Origin of the sequence: Bordetella tumbae (assembly GCF_965139195.1) — a bacterium.
GTDB lineage: Bacteria > Pseudomonadota > Gammaproteobacteria > Burkholderiales > Burkholderiaceae_B > Bordetella_A > Bordetella_A tumbae.
The window spans coordinates 17,361-33,475 of record NZ_CBCSJH010000030.1; the positions used below are offsets into that span (position 1 = coordinate 17,361).

Genomic DNA, 16,115 nt, shown 5'->3' on the forward strand with positions numbered 1-16,115 from the left:
GCGTCATTCTTTATTTCTTGATATCCGCGTCACCCAGCGAACCGATCACCGCATCCGTGTAGGGCATGAGTTTGCCGTCTTTCCAGCGGATCCAGACAAAATCTTTGGCACGCAATGCTTCGTGATCCGTCTTGCTGAACGGCTTGTCATAAGTCTTGAGCAAACCTTGCACGGGAGTCGTCAGGTCCTCAAGCGCCGCACGAATGGCCGGGCCGTCGATGCTGCCAGCCTGCTTTGCAGCGGCAGCATAGAGCATGGTCGAGTCGTAACCATGCAGTGCGAACGAAAAAGAGCCAGGCGCTTTCAGTTTGGAACCAATACGATCAAACAGCTTTTGCTGCGCAGGGGTAAACGTATCGGAAACCGTGCGCATGAAAATTGGCTTTTCGGCCAATGTCTTTCCGGCCGCATCATAGAACGTGATGTTGTCGGCCGCCCAAGACGACAGCACCAATGGAAAATAGTTGATTTTTTCCATGCTGCGAACCAACTGCGCGATCGGTGTGCCTTGTGCCCAGACCACAATCGTGTCCACACCGGCCGACTTCATCTTGTTCAGTTGAGACGTCATATCCGTATCGGCAACGCCGAACCGCTCTGTCTCGGCAATGTCGATACCCTGCAGCTTGGCGATTTCCTGCATATCCTTCAAGCCGCCTTGACCATAACCCGTGGTCTCGGCCATCAAGCCGATGACCTTTGAAGCCTCGGCATTTTTCTTCACATAGCCCATCAATGCCGCAACCTGTTCTCGATCTTGCATCGAGACACGAAACATATAGTTATCGGCGCCAGGGCGCATCGGCTTGGTGATGTCAGAACCCGATGCCACGTTGCCGATGACCGGGATCTTCTTTTGATTGGCGATGTGCTTCCACGCCATCGCATTGCCGGAATTCGTAGGGCCGAAGACCACGGCGACCTTTTCGTTATCGATCAGCTCGCTCATATTCTGGATTGACTTCGGCGGCGAAGAGACGTCGTCACGGGTAATCAACACCAGCTTCTTGCCCAACACACCACCTGCGGCATTGATATCCTCGATCGCAGCAGCCATACCCAATACGGCCGCCTGGCCACTCTGCGCAGAGGGGGAAGCGGACAAGTCGCCGTTATATCCCAGCTTGATGTCTTGTGCGCCCGCCGAGGCGGCAACGGCAAGACTAGTGATCAGAATCGCCTGCTTGAAGAGCTTGGGAATGCTCATAGATGTCTCCTCGTATTTTTTGTTGAACTCGACGCATTCAATATGTGGAACTACCACTGGGCGACCCAGAAATCAGGCCGCCAGGAAACCGCCATCGACAGGCAGCGTCACGCCTGTCACATAGCTGGCCATATCCGATGCCAGAAACACCACGGGTCCTGCCAGTTCCTCAGGCTGGCCGACACGGGCCATGGGGGTGCGCAGCATGAATTTTTCGAGCCGCTCAGGCGCCTGTCGCGTGTATGACGTCATCGGTGTCTCGATCACACCCGGCGCGATCGCGTTGACACGGATTCCGTCCTTTGCCAGCTCCACGGCCAGGGCCTGTGTCATCAGCTTGACCGCGCCTTTGGACGGCGAATAGCCAACCACATTGGGAATGCCGGCGCTCGATGCGATCGAACCCACATTGATGATCACGCCTTTGGTCGCCTTGAGCGCGCCCAGCCAGGCCTGCGTGGGGAGGAAACTCCCCATCACATTCACCTTCAGTGTGCGTTCGAGGTTTGACGCCACTTCAGGACTGTCTAATCCCTCACGGATGATGATGCCTGCATTGTTGACCAAAATATCGATAGGACCTATGTCAACCGCCACCGTCTGCGCCAATGCCAGGCAAGCCTCGCGCGATGTCACGTCTAATTGATAGGCCACTGCGCTCACGCCAATTTCGGTGGCAACGGCCTTGGCATTGGTCTCATTCAGGTCTGTCACGATCACGCGAGCCCCAGCCTTTGCCAAGCCCTTGGCGATGGCCTTGCCATTACCCTGCCCCGCTCCCGTCACCAGTGCAATTCGTCCACGCAAAATCTGCGGTGCCATGCATTCAGAAATGTTCATTCTTCGGTCCTTTCCATTCAATGCTCAGGCAGATACACGCTGCGGTTCAGCGATCTGCAAATCGGCTTGCCTGGTCAAAGTCTGGCCTGCGACATAGCCAAAGGTGACTGCCGGCCCGAGCGTAATACCCGCGCCCGGATAATTGCCACCCATGACGCTGGCTGCATCATTGCCCACGGCATAAAGACCTCTGACTACTTGGCCATCCTTCGTCAACACCTGGCAAGAAGCATTCGTCGCGAGACCGGCGAATGTACCGATTTCGCCGACCACAACCTTGATCGCATAGAAAGGTCCCTTGCGAATCGGCGCCATGCAAGGATTGGGCTGGACCAGTGAGTCGCCTTGGTAACGGTTGTAGGCGGTGCTGCCTTTGGCGAATTGCGTATCGACACCCGACGAAGCATCCCGATTGAATGTTTCGACCTCCTCTTGCAAGGCAGTGACAGGCACGCCAATGACTTGGGCCAGCTCCTGAAGGCTGCTTCCCCGCTTCAAATAACCGTTTTTCAGGTGTTTGCCGATAGGCAAGGGAAACGGAGCTACCGCCCCCAATCCGTACTCCCGCAAATGCTCATGATCACAAATAAGCCAGCAGGCCACCTCGGCATCGTCCTTGCACGCTTTCACGAGCTCTTGAACGAAATCGTGATACGACAGCGCCTCGTTGGTAAACCGCTTCCCCTTTGCCGTCACCGCAATGACACCGGGCTTTGCCCGGTCTATGAAATGGGGCATGACCCCTTGAGAACCGTCCTTGCGCCTTGTCACGGAGGTCGGGCACCATGCCGCCGCATTCGGAATACTGGGATCCACCCATCCTCCGACCGACTCGCCCAAACGCAACCCATCACCCGTATTCAACGCAGGCGAAGGCGTGAAATGTTCCTGGCCGGTAGGTGCATGGGGAAACAGTTGCTTGCGACGCTCGATATCGTGGGGGAATCCCCCGCACGCCAACACCACGCCTCGGCGCACGCGAATATCGATCGGCTTGCCCTCACGCATGACCGATGCGCCGACGACCGCATTGCCTTCGACGATCAGGCGGCTGGCGGGACAACTCAGCCACACTGGAATATTCAGGTCCATGCCCGCTTTAAAAAGCCGGCCTGCCAACGCATTACCGTTGGTCAGCGTCATCCCGCGTCCATACTTCATCACATCCACGAGGTGACCGCCGAAGCGCTTGACCACATACCAGAACGATTCGAACGACTTGAACGCGCGCAGGAAATGCCAGAGCTCCTTGCCAGAGCCGAGCATCATCCCGAATACCGTCAACTCCGGAACAGGAGGCGCTAATTGCGCGACTCGCGCTCCCAGCTCCCTGGCGTCAAAAGGCCGAGTCACCATCGAACGTCCGCCAGGCTGACCACCTGGCGCTTCGGCATGATAGTCAGGGAACACCGGCGGCATATCAAACTGCACGCAGGTCTTCTCCGTAAAAAAATCGATGGCTTTAGGCCCGTTTTCGATAAAGGCATCTACCCGCGCGCTATCGAAATGCGTCGTTGCCTCATGCTGCAAATAGGCTCGAGCCGCGCCAGGAGGTTCGTTGATTCCCTGCTCCTTGGCGAGCTTGGTCCCAGGGATCCACAGCCACCCTCCTGATCGAGCAGTTGTGCCCCCAAAAAGCGGAGCCTTGTCGATGACCAACACGTTCAGCCCTTGATATGCGGCTGTCACGGCTGCCGACATGCCCGACGCTCCCGTGCCGATCACCAGAACGTCGTACTCCGTCTCCTGCTCACTCATGCCCACGCTCCTTTGTAATTTCTCGTCTCGCTGTGACGTTAGTATATGGATAACGTTTTATTTATTATCTAATGATTTACCCTAATATTATTCGATCGATATTGATTAATTTCATAGGACGTTGGCTAATAGCGAAGTTGCTAGAATCTGCCGACCAGGAGACCCCTATGAAGGCACCCCATGAAGACAACAACGACACGAACTTGGAAAAAGAACGCCGCGGCATTCAATCCATAGAAACGGGTGGCCAATTACTGCTGGCACTGGGAACACAAGGCCGTCCAATGCCGCTGCGCGAGCTCGCCAAAGCTGCCAACATGGCGCCGGGCAAGGCACACCCCTACTTAGTGAGCTTTTCCAAACTGGGGCTGGTGACGCAGGAGGCTTCTACGGGCTTTTACTGGCTCGGCCCCACCGCCATGCAACTCGGCTTGGTGACACTGCGTATGCTCAATCCCGTGCGTGAAGCAACGCCCTTCGCAGAGGCCCTGGCCAGAGACACAGGACACAGCGTCGCGTTGTCCGTCTGGGGCAATCATGGCCCGACGGTGGTGTTCCTGTTTGACGCCATCTATCCTCTGCACACGAATATCCGTACAGGAACGGTCATGTCCCTGGCTGGCACGGCCACGGGCCGGGTGTTCGCGGCCTATTTGCCAGCCAAGCTGATAGAGGAATCTCTCCTCGAAGACGCCCGGCGTCTCGGGCCGGACATTGCCAAACCAACCGATCCCGACGAACTGCACGACATGATGAAAGACGTACGCAAATATGGCGTATCTCGTGCGGTCAACAACCCCACGCCAGGTGTCTGTTCGTTTGCCGCACCCGTATTCGACTATTCCGGTAACATCGTCCTGGGAATCACCCTCATGGGACGATCCCAGTCCTTTAACCCGGATTGGAACGGACCGCAGGCAAAGGCCGTGCGCGCATGTAGCCTGGAAGTCTCAAAACGACTAGGCAGTCAGACTCGCTAGATATGACTTTGACAGAGGCAGTTCAGCTGATATGCGGGCACTGAATTTCATCGCGCACCACAAACATTTAATAATGCAACAGCAGCAAATCAGCCTACCCTCTGAATCAACTGCGAATCCAACAACGCCTCGCGCGCCATGTCTGCGATGCTTTCCGATATACGTATGTCGCCGATGAGCGGGAACGACGCATAAATAGCCAGCGGCGGCACTGGCCGGTCAACCGTCAGGATATCGATACTGTCATCGGCCAACTCGCGCTCCAGAATGGCGCGCGGCAAGATCGCCACTGCCGTGCCAGACACGACCAGGCGCACCATGACTGCCAATGAATTGCACGAATTAACTCGTGGAGGCGAAACGCGTGCGCCAGCGAACCACGACATATTCAGCGCATGCAACGCAGACGGCGCCGGCACCGTCAGCACAGGCATGCGCGCAATATCGGCCGCTGTCAGGGGCGCAGTCTGTTTGACCTTTCCCTTTGCACCGACCCAGCACATTTCAGAATCACCCAACAACACGTCGCGAATATGCGGATGAGCGCCAGGATCGGTGGAAATGGCGAAATCCAATCCCCCCGCACACAATCTGCCGCGCAAAATAGAGCCGACGTCTACGCTTAGTTCCACTTGCAACGAGGGATAGCGTTCGCTGAGGCCGGCAAGAAACGCCCCTAATCCAGATAGCGCAGCGGACTCATTAGTGCCCAATCGCAGCAGACCGCGCATCGGCACCACATCCTCGGTCAACACATCGTCGGCGAGCTTGAGCAACTGCGTCGCCTTGTTCAGAAACGATGCGCCTTTAGGCGTCAGAGCCGCGCCCTTTGCGTCGCGCTCGAAAAGCCGGTAGCCCACTACGCCTTCGAGTTCGTGGATGCGCGTAGACACCGTCGGCTGCGTCAAATGCAGATGCCGGGAGGCCGCATGGAAACTTTTTAGCCGGGCAACCCAGTAAAAAGTCTCTATCTGGGTAAGGGATATCACCATGATAGAAATTGACCGCAGCCCCTTTAGGAATTTTGATTACCCTCACCCCTGACATGCCATATAGGATGGGAGTGGCAGTGACATAAAAGTGTACCAAAGCGGTCACAACACAGATCCGGGGAAAGGAACGGCATGATTCCAAAGCGTATCGGTATTCTCATTCCATCGACCAACACATCCGTCGAAGCCGATTTTCAGCGGCTGCTATCTGACGCGGTGACCGTGCACAGCGAACGCTTGTACATTCCTGATGGCACGATGACTGAGGCGTCGTTAGACCTGATGAATCGGGATCTGCAGGAAAAAGCCGCGCTGCTGGCCACCGCAAAGATAGACGTCATTGCCTACGCTTGCACCTCGGGCAGCTTTTACCGCGGAGCAGATTGGGACGAACAGGTCAGGAGCACCATCGAGCAGCGCACCGGCATTCCGTGCGTGACCACCAGTACCGCGGTATCAAAAGCGTTCCAGTCATTGAACGTGCGCGCCATCTCCGTCATGACCCCCTATCCCGACTGGACGAACCGAAAACTCGCCGAGTACTACACCGCACAAGGCATGGACGTCAAAGGCGTGCACGGTGATGTACGGGCTGCCGCAAACGGCCATCGGGCCATCAATGATCAGGACCCTGCAGAAATCGCGCAGTTTGCCCTCGAACATTTCGACGGCAGCGCACAGGCGCTGTTCTGCTCGTGTACCGCCTGGCGCTCGCTGGAGTGCGTACAGACGCTGGAGGCCTCGTTGAACGTGCCAGTCGTCACGTCAAACCAGGCCACGATATGGGCATCTTTACATGCCATCGACAGCCTCGAACAGGCAACGCCGACCGGCCGTTTATTCTCGGAGGACCTCGCCCAATGACATCCATCGATACGCAAACTCAACTACCGCCATGGGCCGCCACACCAGCGGGTGTTCGCGCGCAAGCGCGCCAGGGCTTGTTCAACGGCAACACCAGCGGCATGGCGCCGGGCTATGGCCAAGGCAATCTGGTGATCCTGCCCAGAAGCTGGGCCGAGGATTTCTATGGTTACTGCCAGGCCAACCCCACGCCCTGCCCCTTGATCGGGATGACCCAACCCGGTGATCCTGCAGTGCCCATGCTAGGCACTGACATCGACCTCAGAACCGATCTGCCACGCTACCGCGTCTGGCGCGATGGACAGCTCGTGGATGAAGTCGATGACGTTTCCCGCCTCTGGCAGGACGATTTCGTAGGCTTTGTGTTGGGATGCTCCTTGTCGTTCGAATATGCTCTCGAACAAGCAGGCCTGCGCGTCAGGCATGTGGACGAAGGAAAAATCGTCCCGATGTATCACAGCTCGATTCAGACCAAACGCGTCGGCGCATTTCATGGACCGATGGTGGTATCGATGCGGCCCTATACGCCTGAACAGGCCCGAATCGCTTACGAAGTCTGTGCTCGCCTGCCCGGCGCACACGGCGCGCCCATCCATATGGGCAACCCCGCCGAGATCGGCATCGCCGATGTCCATCACCCCGACGAAGGCGAGCCCACCGACATCCTGCCTGGCGAAGTCCCCGTATTCTGGGGCTGTGGTGTCACGCCACAGGCTGCGGCACTCCTCGCCAAACCCCCGATCCTGATTACTCACGCCCCAGGCCACATGCTGATCGGCGATGTCCCGGTCGAACAATTGCGTTTGATCTAGATTGCATAAGAGCCACTTGGCTCCTGCTGTTATTCACTTGGCTCCGCCGCGTCGCCTCGCGCACGCGGCTACACAACAGAGGGTTGACATGAAGCAGATCCACAAACAACTTCTTTCCGCCGTAGCAGTGATGGTCACCGCGTTGGCTGCCACAACCGTGCGCGCACAAACGGATACCAAAGCCGAGCTGCTTTCTCTCGCACAGGAAATGAAACCGTTTTCCATGCGCGTGCTGGGGCCACCAGTGGGCACGTCGGAATGGTCGTTCGTCGTAAAACCCTTCTGGAGCGAAACCGTCAAGGAACTCGGCGCCGGCAAGGTCACTGCGACGCTCAATAGCGTCACCGACATCAACGCCCAACCGTCAGATGCGCTGCAACTCATTTCTCAGGGCACTTTCGACATGGCCAACATGGTCGCCAACTATGGTTCGGGCGATGTTCCGACCCTGGACGGTTTCGATCTGGCCGGTGTAGCCACCTCAGTAGACTCCATCAAGAAAGTGCTGGCCGCCTACGAGCCGGCAGCCGAGACCGCGCTGCAAAAGCGCTACCGCGTCAATCTGCTGGGCGCCGGCATGTCGGGCGCACAAACCTTTTTCTGCAGGGGTGACATCAAAACCGTCGATGACCTGAAAGGCAAAAAAGTACGTGTCAGCTCGAGCACGCTGTCCGAGTTGGTACAAGGCCTGGGCGCCGCCCCCGTCACCATGGCTTTCGGCGAACTGGTCCCTGCGCTGCAGCGCGGTGTGATCGATTGCGTGATCACGGGCACCATGTCCGGCAATACCGCAAAGCTCTATGAAGTCTCCGACACCATGTTCACACTGATCGCAGGCTGGGCGCCCACCATTCAGGTCATCAACACCAAGAGCCTGGCCAAGCTGGACGAGACCCAACGCGCATGGCTGACCAAAGCGATAGATTATTACTACCGCAATATCAGCGACGCCATTCAGACCAAGAATGTCCAGGAAGGCATCTGGTGCAACACCGCCGACAAGCGTTGCACGATGATCGGCAAAGCCGGCGTCACGCCGGGCAATATGAAACTGGTCGAGCCCAGCAAAGAAGACCTGGCCAAAGTGCGCGAAGTTGTTCAGCAAAAAGTGCTGCCCCAATATGGCAAGGCATGCGGCAAAGACTGCGCCACAGCGTGGAACGACACCGTCGGCAAAGCCGTCGACATGACGATTCCAGCACAATAACCCAACCCTACACGCTGCCCGCCTGTCCCTGAGGTACGCGGGACAGGCGGCCAGCACGGGAGAGAACATGTCTTATCTCACCAGTGCCCGAATTCTGTTCGAGCGCCTGTCTCGCATGGCAGCCTTGGCTGGACTCTACGTCCTGTTTGCCACGACGCTGTTAGTCAGCACCGACGTCGTGGTTCGCAAAGTATTTGGCGTCGCCTTCGTCGGCGCCGACGAGCTCGGTGGCTATGCACTTGCCCTGGCTACAAGCTGGGCCTTGTCGTACGCGTTTTTCCAAGGCAGTCATATACGGGTGAACGTTCTGCACATGACACTGCAGCCACGCACCAAAGCCTGGCTCGACGTATTGGCCGTGCTGACGACAGTCGTCTTGATCGGCATCCTGGCGTGGCAAATATGGATTCTTGCTTTCGACTCATGGACGTTTGATGCGGTATCAAACACACCGTTGCGCGTGCCTATGTGGATACCTCAATTCATTTTCCTGGCCGGCGTTCTCCTCTTTCTGATTTCCGCCTTGCTGGTATTGCTGGAAAGCCTGGGTCTTGCCCTGCGAGGCAAGTATGAAGAAACGATCAGCCTCATCGAAGAAGACGAACAGTCCGGGGAGTACACGCTATGACCATCGGCATTGCCTTCATCCTGGGCGCATTCATTCTTTTCTTTGCAGGCCTGCCCATTTTTTCAGTCATCGGCCTGGGCGCTCTCGCTGTCGGGCTGATCTCTCCAGCCCCTATCGTAGATTCGCTCGGGATGACGGCCTGGGCCCAGTCGCAAAACTATGTGCTGATCTCGGTGCCGTTGTTCATCATGCTCGGCGAGATCTTCGTGCGCAGCGGCATTGCCGGCGAAATGTACGATGCCGTCGCGCCATGGCTCAACAAAATGCCTGGTCGATTGATGCAAACCAATGTGGCCACCAGTGCCATCTTTGCCGCCACATCGGGATCCAGCCTCGCCACCGCTGCCACCATCGGCTCGATCGCCATTCCCCAAATCAAATTGCACAGCTATAACGAACGGCTATTTCTGGGCAGCATTGCCGCAGGCGGCACGCTGGGGATCCTGATTCCGCCTTCTATTAATCTGATCGTCTACGGCAGCATCACCAACACATCCATTCCCGAGCTCTATTTGGCCGGCATTGTGCCAGGCTTGATTCTGACCGCGCTGTTCATGCTGGTGACGACCATACTGTGCATCCTGCGGCCCGAATGGAGCGGCAAGCCGATCGAGACCGACTGGAGCATGCGGATTGCCACGCTGCCCAAGCTGCTGCCGCCCCTGGGGCTGTTCCTGGTGGTAGTGGGTTCCATTTATGCTGGCATTGCCACGCCAACCGAGGCCGCAGCGCTGGGGGTCATTGCGACCGTCGTCCTGGCACTCGTCAGAGGCCGGATGTCTTTCGGCATTCTGAACTCAGCGCTATTTGCCACGGCAAAGACCAATGCCATTCTGATGATCATCATCATCTTTGCCGCATTGCTGAATTTTGCGCTGGGCATGATCGGCTTTTCCCGCCTGCTCGAGAGCTTTGTGCTCGACCTGAATCTCAGCACATACGCGCTAGTCCTGCTGGTCGTGCTCATCTACCTGATCCTGGGCTGCTTTCTGGAGGGGTTATCACTGACAGTCCTGACCGTACCCGTACTCGCCCCCATCATGGCCAAACTGGGCTTTGATCCCGTCTGGTTCGGCATCATGGTGATCCTCGTCACCGAGGCCGGCCTCATCACACCACCTGTCGGCATGAACTGCTACGTCGTCCAAGCCACACGCGGACGCGGCTCGCTCATGGACGTTTTCATTGGCGTGTCGCCCTATTTGCTCGCACTGCTGACTTTGGTCGGGATCATCATCGTCTGGCCCGAAGTCGTCCTCTGGTATCGATAGACCCTCGCTTTCTCAAAGCTCGACCAACCTGCTCATCGGCTTTCCCATACCTGAATCTGGAGACAGTTCTCATGTACCTGTTGAAATCGCTTCCCGAACCCATCGCCCCCGAACGTATTGACCTGCTCAGTCGCGCGGAGCCTGCCACGATCGGCCATTTTCTGCACACAGGTTTCATGGATAGCGGCATCCGCGCAATGTTGCCGCCCAAACGTATAGCAGGCACCGCAGTGACCGTGCGCTACCCCGGCCCCGATGGCGCGATGGCGCATTACGCCGTGGGCCAGGCCCGTCCGGGCGATATCCTGGTCATCGACCGTTGCGGCGACCAGCGTCACGCCAGCCTCGGCGGCGCGCTAGCCTACGCCGCGCGTGCGGCCGGGGTCGTAGGCATCATCGTGGACGGCGTCGTCACCGATATCGAAGAACTGCGACGCTATGGCTTGCCAGTCTGGTCGCGAGGACTCACCACCATTACCGTAAAAACATTGGGCATAGGTGGGGAATTCTGCATCCCCGTGTCCTGCGGCGGCGTAGCGGTATCCCCCGGAGATGCCATACTGGCGGATGAAAACGGTGTCCTCGTCCTGCGGCCCGAACTCATCGAATTTGCTGCCAACAAAGCCGTCGGCCTGCAAACCGGGGAAAAACAAACCCTGCAACGTGTCGATGCCGGCGAGAAATACCCTGATATCCTCGGTACCTCGGCAATCATCGCACAGCACTTGGCGCAACATTGAACAGGGAAACCGTGCAATGTCATTATCCAACCCATTCGCGACAGTCACTGAACTCTCTGCCCAGCTCGAGGCAGGCACGCTATCATCCGCAACCCTGGTAGAGCACTATCTGCAACGCATCTCAGACCAGGACGACCGCCTGCACGCGTTTATCGACACCTACGCGCCGGAAGCCCGTCAGCTCGCACAAAGCGCCGACCTCGCCCGCCAAGCGGGCAGCTCCCTCGGTCCATTGCACGGCATTCCCATCGCCCTCAAAGACCTGATCGAGATCGAAGGGCGTATCACCATGGGAGGCTGCGCCGCCAACCAGAACCGTCGCAGCACTGTCACGGCGGCCCTCGTGCACCGCCTTCGGCAACAAGGGATGATCATCCTGGGCAAAACGCACACCGTCGAGTTTGCCACCGGCGGATGGGGTACCAACACTCGCCTGGGGACACCACTGAATCCCTGGGATCTGGACGTCCCGCGCACGCCCGGCGGATCGAGCAGCGGCTCGGGTGTGGCCGTCGCGGCGGGCCTCGCACCGTGGGCCATCGGCACCGATACAGGGGGATCCGTGCGGCTGCCCGCCTCATGGTGCAACCTGACCGCCCTGAAAGTCTGCACAGGACGAATCAGTACCGAGGGCATACTGCCGCTGAGCACCACACTGGACACCCCAGGCCCGATGACTCGTACCGTGAGCGATGCCCGCCTGCTCTATCACGCATTACGAGAGCACGACGATTGCGGCCGCGCCAACACCACCCACCATGCACAACGGATCGTGCAGGCACGCCGGCACAACGACCTGAAAGGACTGCGCCTGGCCCGCCTGCCAGATAACGAGCGCGCCGTTGCGACGGCAGAAGTCCTGGCCGCCTACGACGCCTCTCTCGAGGTGTTGCGTGCAGCCGGTGCCGACATCGTGGACATCACGCTGCCCTATGGCTTTGCCGAGGTTGCCGAATTCAATAGCCTGATCATGAATGCCGAGGGCTATAGTTTCTACGCCGAACTCGTCGACGATCCCTCTCAACCCCTGGACGAAGACGTGCGTCCCCGTCTGCTAAAAGGCCGCACCGTGCGGGCGGCAGATTACCTGAACGCACTACGGCGCCGGCAAGCCATGCAGCGCGAGCTCGAATCCATTTTCGAACAGGTCGATGCCCTGCTGACACCCACCACCGCCACCGCACCACTGCCGCTGACGGAAGTCGACCAGAACTCCACCCCCGCCTATTACACGCGGTTTGCCAACTTCTTCAATTTAGCGGCCCTCGCGGTGCCGAACGGCGTCACACAGCACGGTCTGCCGCTGTCACTGCAGATCATCGGCCGTCCTTACAGCGAAGAAAGCATCCTCGACATCGGCGAAATCTATCAATCGCGTACACAGTGGCATCTGCGCACGCCAACGCTGCCCACATGACCCGTCCTGCCGCTAAACCGATCTGCTCCAGGCAAGGCGAATACGCCATCCTGTGCGACCTCGGCATGCCCACCGCGTCTACCGCAGACCTCACCGTGCAGCAGAAAGTCTGGGGCATGTCCGCCTGCCTGTCGGCTCGCGAAGACGTGCTCGAAGTCGTGCCCGGCATGAACAACCTGCTGGTGATTTTTCGCAACATCCAGCACGACTTCGATGCCTGCCAGGCTTTCATCCACGACGCGTGGGAAACCGCCGGGGCCAGCGCATCCCCTGGCCGCCAGATTATCGTGCCGGTGGTGTACGGCGGACAGGATGGAGAAGACCTCGGTCTCGTGGCGCGTCACGCTGGATTGACGACCCGAGACTATATCGACCTGCATGCGCAGGGCACCTATGTGGTCTATGCCTTGGGCAGCCAACCGGGATTCGCCTATCTAGGCGGACTGGATCCCCGCCTGGCCGTGCCACGACGCGATGTACCCAGGCCCCGTGTGCAAGCCGGATCCGTCATCGTAGGCGGCAGCCAAGCCGCCATCCTTTCCCGCACCACACCGTGTGGTTGGCACATCATCGGCAAGACCACACTCAACTGCTTTGACCACACTCAGGACCGTCCCGCCCTGTTCACGCCCGGCGATACCGTGCGCTTCGAAATCCAGGAGGTCCTGCCATGATTGAAATCAATCAGGCTGGCTTCTATACCTCGGTACAAGACCTCGGGCGCAAATCGTGGCGCCATCTCGGCGTCGGCTTGAGCGGCGCCATGGATCCCGTCGCGCTGTCAGTCGCGAATCTGATGCTGGGCAACGCCATTGACGCAGCCGGCCTGGAGATCACCATGGGCCATGCATGCTTGACGTTTCACACCGACACTGAAATCGCGTTATCAGGCGCCACCGTCGATGCCACCCTCGACGGGCGGCCATTACCCAACTGGTGGGCGCTGAGCGTACGAGCCGGCCAGCAATTGAAACTGGGTGCAGTCAGCGCCGGCGTGCGCAGCTATCTGGCCGTTCGCGGCGGCCTGGCAGTGCCCTCGGTACTGGGATCCACCTCTACAGACCTGAAAGGCGGATTTGGCGGTATCCAAGGCCGTCCCCTCAAAAACGGCGACACACTGGACCTGTGCCCCACGCCTCCTTTGAGCAACCGCAATACCGGTTTTGGTTTGCCCGTCATGCAACGCGCTCCCTACGCGCATCAGGGAGACCGTCTGGATCACAGTCCCCCAGACGGCGATAGCGTCGTTCCGTTGGTGCATATTCTGCCGGCAGCGCAATGGCCAGACCTGACCGCAGCCGCACAGCAGCAATTAGTGAACGCCACCTGGCAAGTCTCTCCCCAAAGCAACCGCGTCGGCTGCCGGCTGGAAGGCCCCACGCTGCCAATGGAGAGACGGCACGAAATGCGCTCGCACGGCATCATGCCTGGTGTCGTGCAATTGCCCCCCTCGGGCCTGCCCATCGTCCAGCTCTGCGATGGCAACACCAGCGGCGGCTATCCCGTCATCGCCACGGTGATCGAGGCGGACTTGCACATGTTCGCCCAACTGCGACCCGGCACGCCCGTGCGGTTTGCCGTTTGCGATATCGCCTATGCTGCAGCGATCACCACACGCCATCAGAAATTCCTGGACGACATCGCGTTGCGTTGCGAGCTGACGCGCCGACGCTTTCACTGAACATCCACTATGAAAACCATCGACATCAATTCCGACCTGGGCGAAGGCTATGGCGACTATGCCAAGGCCGACGACGCTGCGATTCTGGGCCTCATCACATCGGCTAACGTCGCCTGCGGCTTTCATGCCGGCGACTACATGACGATGCATCAGACGGCAGTGCTGGCAAACAAGAACGGCGTCAGTATCGGCGCCCACGTCGGCTATCCAGATATCCAGGGATTTGGACGCCGCCATATTGCCTATACCGCCAAGGAACTGGAGCTGATGACGATATATCAGCTCGGCGCGCTGAGCGCCATCGCGGAGCACGCAGGATCCCGGCTCACCCATGCGAATTTTCACGGTGCACTGGGCAATCTGTCTTTTATCGACGAGGACGTTTCCCTCGCCACATTAAGCGCGGTAAAGGCCTTTGACTCGACGCTCAAATTCGTGGCCCTGCCCCATACCGCCGCATACCGCGTGGCGCAGAAACTGGGCGTGGATATTGTCGCGTCATTCCTGGCCGACCGTGCCTACACGCCTGACGGCGTATTGGTCAGCCGCAAAACACCAGGCTCCGTCATTCACGATCCCGCCCTCATACGCGAACGCGTGCAACGCGTACTGCAAGAAGGCAAAGTCCGCGCCATCGACGGAACGGATCTCGACATGCCGGTGGACTCCATCCTGGTGCACAGCGACACACCGGATTCAATCGAAATCGCCCGCACCATACGCCAGGCTGCGCAGGATATCGGCTATCGGATCGCGGCTTTTACGTGATCAGCATGCGCAGGCCGTCCAAACCGATCACAGAGAAAATCAACAAACACTCGTACCTTTGCCGGCAAGTGACGACGGCTCGGATAGACGGCCAACAGGTCAGGATCGACCGACTCCGCATGCAGCAGAATCCTCTGCAAACGACCGGCGGCGAGGTCTTTCTCCACGACAAACAACGGCGATCGGATAATGCCGATGCCAGCCATCCCAGCCAAGCGCAGCGTGTTTGCGTCCGTGGATCGTAAACGCCCTGACACCCGTACTGTACGCTCGCCTTCAGCGGTACGGAAACGCCATTCGACCAGTTCGTCCCGGCTGGCATACAACAGACATTCACGGGTGGCTAGTTCGTCTATCGTTTGCGGCACGCCTTGCAGACGCAAATACTCTGGCGACGCGCACACCACGCGATGCAACGTCGTGATTTTGCGCCCCACTACCGACTGACTGACCGGCGGATGAAACTGCAGTGCGACGTCGTAGTTCTCCTCGACCAGATCCACCAATCGTTCGCTCAAGTTGACTTGCACATCCAGTTTGGGATGTTGGCGCATGAAATCCGGCAACACCTGAGCAACCCGCCACGTCCAGAAATGCATGGTCGACGCCACGCGCAACACACCCTTTGCCTCGATCGTGCCGGCGGTTGCCAGTTGCTCGGTGTGCTCGAGCTCGGCGAGGATACGCGAGAACCGTTCAAAACAGGTTTCGCCAATCTCGGTCAACCGATGGCGGCGCGTCGTGCGGTCCAGCAAGCGCGCCTCGAGATGATTCTCGAGCAATGCCAAATGGCGGCTGACCGCAGCAGCAGAGATCTGCAATCGCTCCGCCGCCGGGGCGAGCCCGCCGGCTTCCACTATCGTGACAAAGGTGCGAATCGCGCCAAAGAGGTCCATGCCGGGCATGATAACGCCACTATCCGTTGAAAGACATCTTTCTCCTTGCTTCCC

The 16,115-nt window shown here is 58.6% G+C and carries 16 protein-coding genes; 11 read left to right on the top strand and 5 right to left on the bottom strand.

The window, feature by feature from the left end:
* Positions 1 to 10: 10 nt before the first annotated feature.
* From ACNA0J_RS22840 to ACNA0J_RS22850, 3 genes are all read right to left on the bottom strand, one after another.
* Positions 11 to 1,207 carry an ABC transporter substrate-binding protein gene (locus ACNA0J_RS22840; protein ID WP_415821161.1) on the bottom strand — a complete coding sequence of 399 codons (1,197 nt, stop codon included), beginning with the start codon at positions 1,205 to 1,207 and terminating at the stop codon, positions 11 to 13.
* 72 nt (positions 1,208 to 1,279) lie between these two features.
* Positions 1,280 to 2,047 (bottom strand): SDR family NAD(P)-dependent oxidoreductase, encoded by a 768-nt coding sequence (locus ACNA0J_RS22845; protein ID WP_415821162.1) that lies wholly within the window; start codon positions 2,045 to 2,047, stop codon positions 1,280 to 1,282.
* A gap of 24 nt (positions 2,048 to 2,071) precedes the next feature.
* The gene (locus ACNA0J_RS22850) at positions 2,072 to 3,805 is read right to left on the bottom strand and encodes an FAD-dependent oxidoreductase (protein WP_415821163.1); all 1,734 of its coding nucleotides are present in this window, start codon (positions 3,803 to 3,805) and stop codon (positions 2,072 to 2,074) included.
* A 167-nt stretch (positions 3,806 to 3,972) separates the two neighbouring features.
* Between ACNA0J_RS22850 and ACNA0J_RS22855 the strand changes: the two genes are divergently transcribed.
* The gene (locus ACNA0J_RS22855) at positions 3,973 to 4,785 is read left to right on the top strand and encodes an IclR family transcriptional regulator (RefSeq protein ID WP_415821164.1); all 813 of its coding nucleotides are present in this window, start codon (positions 3,973 to 3,975) and stop codon (positions 4,783 to 4,785) included.
* 89 nt (positions 4,786 to 4,874) lie between these two features.
* Here the strand turns inward: ACNA0J_RS22855 and ACNA0J_RS22860 are convergent, their stop codons facing one another.
* The gene (locus tag ACNA0J_RS22860) at positions 4,875 to 5,777 is read right to left on the bottom strand and encodes a LysR family transcriptional regulator (RefSeq protein WP_415821165.1); all 903 of its coding nucleotides are present in this window, start codon (positions 5,775 to 5,777) and stop codon (positions 4,875 to 4,877) included.
* Positions 5,778 to 5,909: 132 nt separating this feature from the next.
* Here ACNA0J_RS22860 and ACNA0J_RS22865 point away from each other — a divergent pair, with 132 nt between their 5' ends.
* From ACNA0J_RS22865 to ACNA0J_RS22910, 10 genes are all read left to right on the top strand, one after another.
* On the top strand, positions 5,910 to 6,641 hold the full coding sequence (locus tag ACNA0J_RS22865) for a maleate cis-trans isomerase family protein (protein WP_415821166.1): 732 nt from the start codon (positions 5,910 to 5,912) through the stop codon (positions 6,639 to 6,641).
* Positions 6,638 to 7,453, top strand: coding sequence for a putative hydro-lyase (locus ACNA0J_RS22870; protein WP_415821167.1), 816 nt, complete (start codon positions 6,638 to 6,640; stop codon positions 7,451 to 7,453). The genes ACNA0J_RS22865 and ACNA0J_RS22870 overlap by 4 nt, the downstream gene beginning before the upstream one ends.
* An 88-nt stretch (positions 7,454 to 7,541) precedes the next feature.
* Positions 7,542 to 8,660, top strand: a complete 1,119-nt coding sequence (gene dctP / locus ACNA0J_RS22875) for a TRAP transporter substrate-binding protein DctP (RefSeq protein WP_415821168.1) — start codon at positions 7,542 to 7,544, stop codon at positions 8,658 to 8,660.
* A 67-nt stretch (positions 8,661 to 8,727) separates the two neighbouring features.
* A complete protein-coding gene (locus tag ACNA0J_RS22880; protein WP_415821169.1) occupies positions 8,728 to 9,288 on the top strand; it encodes a TRAP transporter small permease subunit in 561 nt (186 codons plus the stop codon).
* On the top strand, positions 9,285 to 10,559 hold the full coding sequence (locus ACNA0J_RS22885; RefSeq protein ID WP_415821170.1) for a TRAP transporter large permease: 1,275 nt from the start codon (positions 9,285 to 9,287) through the stop codon (positions 10,557 to 10,559). Before ACNA0J_RS22880 ends, ACNA0J_RS22885 begins: the two co-directional genes overlap by 4 nt.
* 71 nt (positions 10,560 to 10,630) lie before the next feature.
* Positions 10,631 to 11,299: an RraA family protein gene (locus ACNA0J_RS22890; protein WP_415821171.1), complete on the top strand. Its 669-nt coding sequence runs from the start codon at positions 10,631 to 10,633 to the stop codon at positions 11,297 to 11,299.
* 16 nt (positions 11,300 to 11,315) lie between these two features.
* A complete protein-coding gene (locus tag ACNA0J_RS22895; RefSeq protein ID WP_415821172.1) occupies positions 11,316 to 12,716 on the top strand; it encodes an amidase in 1,401 nt (466 codons plus the stop codon).
* Complete coding sequence (pxpB, locus tag ACNA0J_RS22900) at positions 12,713 to 13,390, top strand: 5-oxoprolinase subunit PxpB (protein WP_415821173.1); 678 nt, start codon at positions 12,713 to 12,715, stop codon at positions 13,388 to 13,390. Before ACNA0J_RS22895 ends, pxpB begins: the two co-directional genes overlap by 4 nt.
* The gene (locus ACNA0J_RS22905; protein WP_415821174.1) at positions 13,387 to 14,397 is read left to right on the top strand and encodes a 5-oxoprolinase subunit C family protein; all 1,011 of its coding nucleotides are present in this window, start codon (positions 13,387 to 13,389) and stop codon (positions 14,395 to 14,397) included. The genes pxpB and ACNA0J_RS22905 overlap by 4 nt, the downstream gene beginning before the upstream one ends.
* A 9-nt stretch (positions 14,398 to 14,406) precedes the next feature.
* Positions 14,407 to 15,165 carry a LamB/YcsF family protein gene (locus tag ACNA0J_RS22910; RefSeq protein WP_415821176.1) on the top strand — a complete coding sequence of 253 codons (759 nt, stop codon included), beginning with the start codon at positions 14,407 to 14,409 and terminating at the stop codon, positions 15,163 to 15,165.
* On the opposite strand, the gene ACNA0J_RS22915 is transcribed toward ACNA0J_RS22910, so the two are convergent.
* A complete protein-coding gene (locus tag ACNA0J_RS22915) occupies positions 15,141 to 16,070 on the bottom strand; it encodes a LysR family transcriptional regulator (protein ID WP_415821177.1) in 930 nt (309 codons plus the stop codon). The genes ACNA0J_RS22910 and ACNA0J_RS22915 overlap by 25 nt on opposite strands.
* Positions 16,071 to 16,115 lie beyond the last annotated feature (45 nt).

Excerpts from the sequence above, each read along its gene's own strand:
- ACNA0J_RS22880 (WP_415821169.1), top strand. The coding sequence starts at position 8,728 with ATGTCTTATCTCACCAGTGCCCGAATTCTGTTCGAGCGCCTGTCTCGC.
- ACNA0J_RS22895 (WP_415821172.1), top strand. The coding sequence starts at position 11,316 with ATGTCATTATCCAACCCATTCGCGACAGTCACTGAACTCTCTGCCCAG.
- ACNA0J_RS22855 (WP_415821164.1), top strand. The coding sequence starts at position 3,973 with ATGAAGGCACCCCATGAAGACAACAACGACACGAACTTGGAAAAAGAA.
- ACNA0J_RS22910 (WP_415821176.1), top strand. The coding sequence starts at position 14,407 with ATGAAAACCATCGACATCAATTCCGACCTGGGCGAAGGCTATGGCGAC.
- ACNA0J_RS22890 (WP_415821171.1), top strand. The coding sequence starts at position 10,631 with ATGTACCTGTTGAAATCGCTTCCCGAACCCATCGCCCCCGAACGTATT.
- dctP (WP_415821168.1), top strand. The coding sequence starts at position 7,542 with ATGAAGCAGATCCACAAACAACTTCTTTCCGCCGTAGCAGTGATGGTC.
- ACNA0J_RS22840 (WP_415821161.1), bottom strand. The coding sequence starts at position 1,207 with ATGAGCATTCCCAAGCTCTTCAAGCAGGCGATTCTGATCACTAGTCTT.
- ACNA0J_RS22865 (WP_415821166.1), top strand. The coding sequence starts at position 5,910 with ATGATTCCAAAGCGTATCGGTATTCTCATTCCATCGACCAACACATCC.
- ACNA0J_RS22860 (WP_415821165.1), bottom strand. The coding sequence starts at position 5,777 with ATGGTGATATCCCTTACCCAGATAGAGACTTTTTACTGGGTTGCCCGG.
- ACNA0J_RS22870 (WP_415821167.1), top strand. The coding sequence starts at position 6,638 with ATGACATCCATCGATACGCAAACTCAACTACCGCCATGGGCCGCCACA.
- ACNA0J_RS22850 (WP_415821163.1), bottom strand. The coding sequence starts at position 3,805 with ATGAGTGAGCAGGAGACGGAGTACGACGTTCTGGTGATCGGCACGGGA.
- pxpB (WP_415821173.1), top strand. The coding sequence starts at position 12,713 with ATGACCCGTCCTGCCGCTAAACCGATCTGCTCCAGGCAAGGCGAATAC.
- ACNA0J_RS22915 (WP_415821177.1), bottom strand. The coding sequence starts at position 16,070 with ATGCCCGGCATGGACCTCTTTGGCGCGATTCGCACCTTTGTCACGATA.
- ACNA0J_RS22885 (WP_415821170.1), top strand. The coding sequence starts at position 9,285 with ATGACCATCGGCATTGCCTTCATCCTGGGCGCATTCATTCTTTTCTTT.
- ACNA0J_RS22845 (WP_415821162.1), bottom strand. The coding sequence starts at position 2,047 with ATGAACATTTCTGAATGCATGGCACCGCAGATTTTGCGTGGACGAATT.
- ACNA0J_RS22905 (WP_415821174.1), top strand. The coding sequence starts at position 13,387 with ATGATTGAAATCAATCAGGCTGGCTTCTATACCTCGGTACAAGACCTC.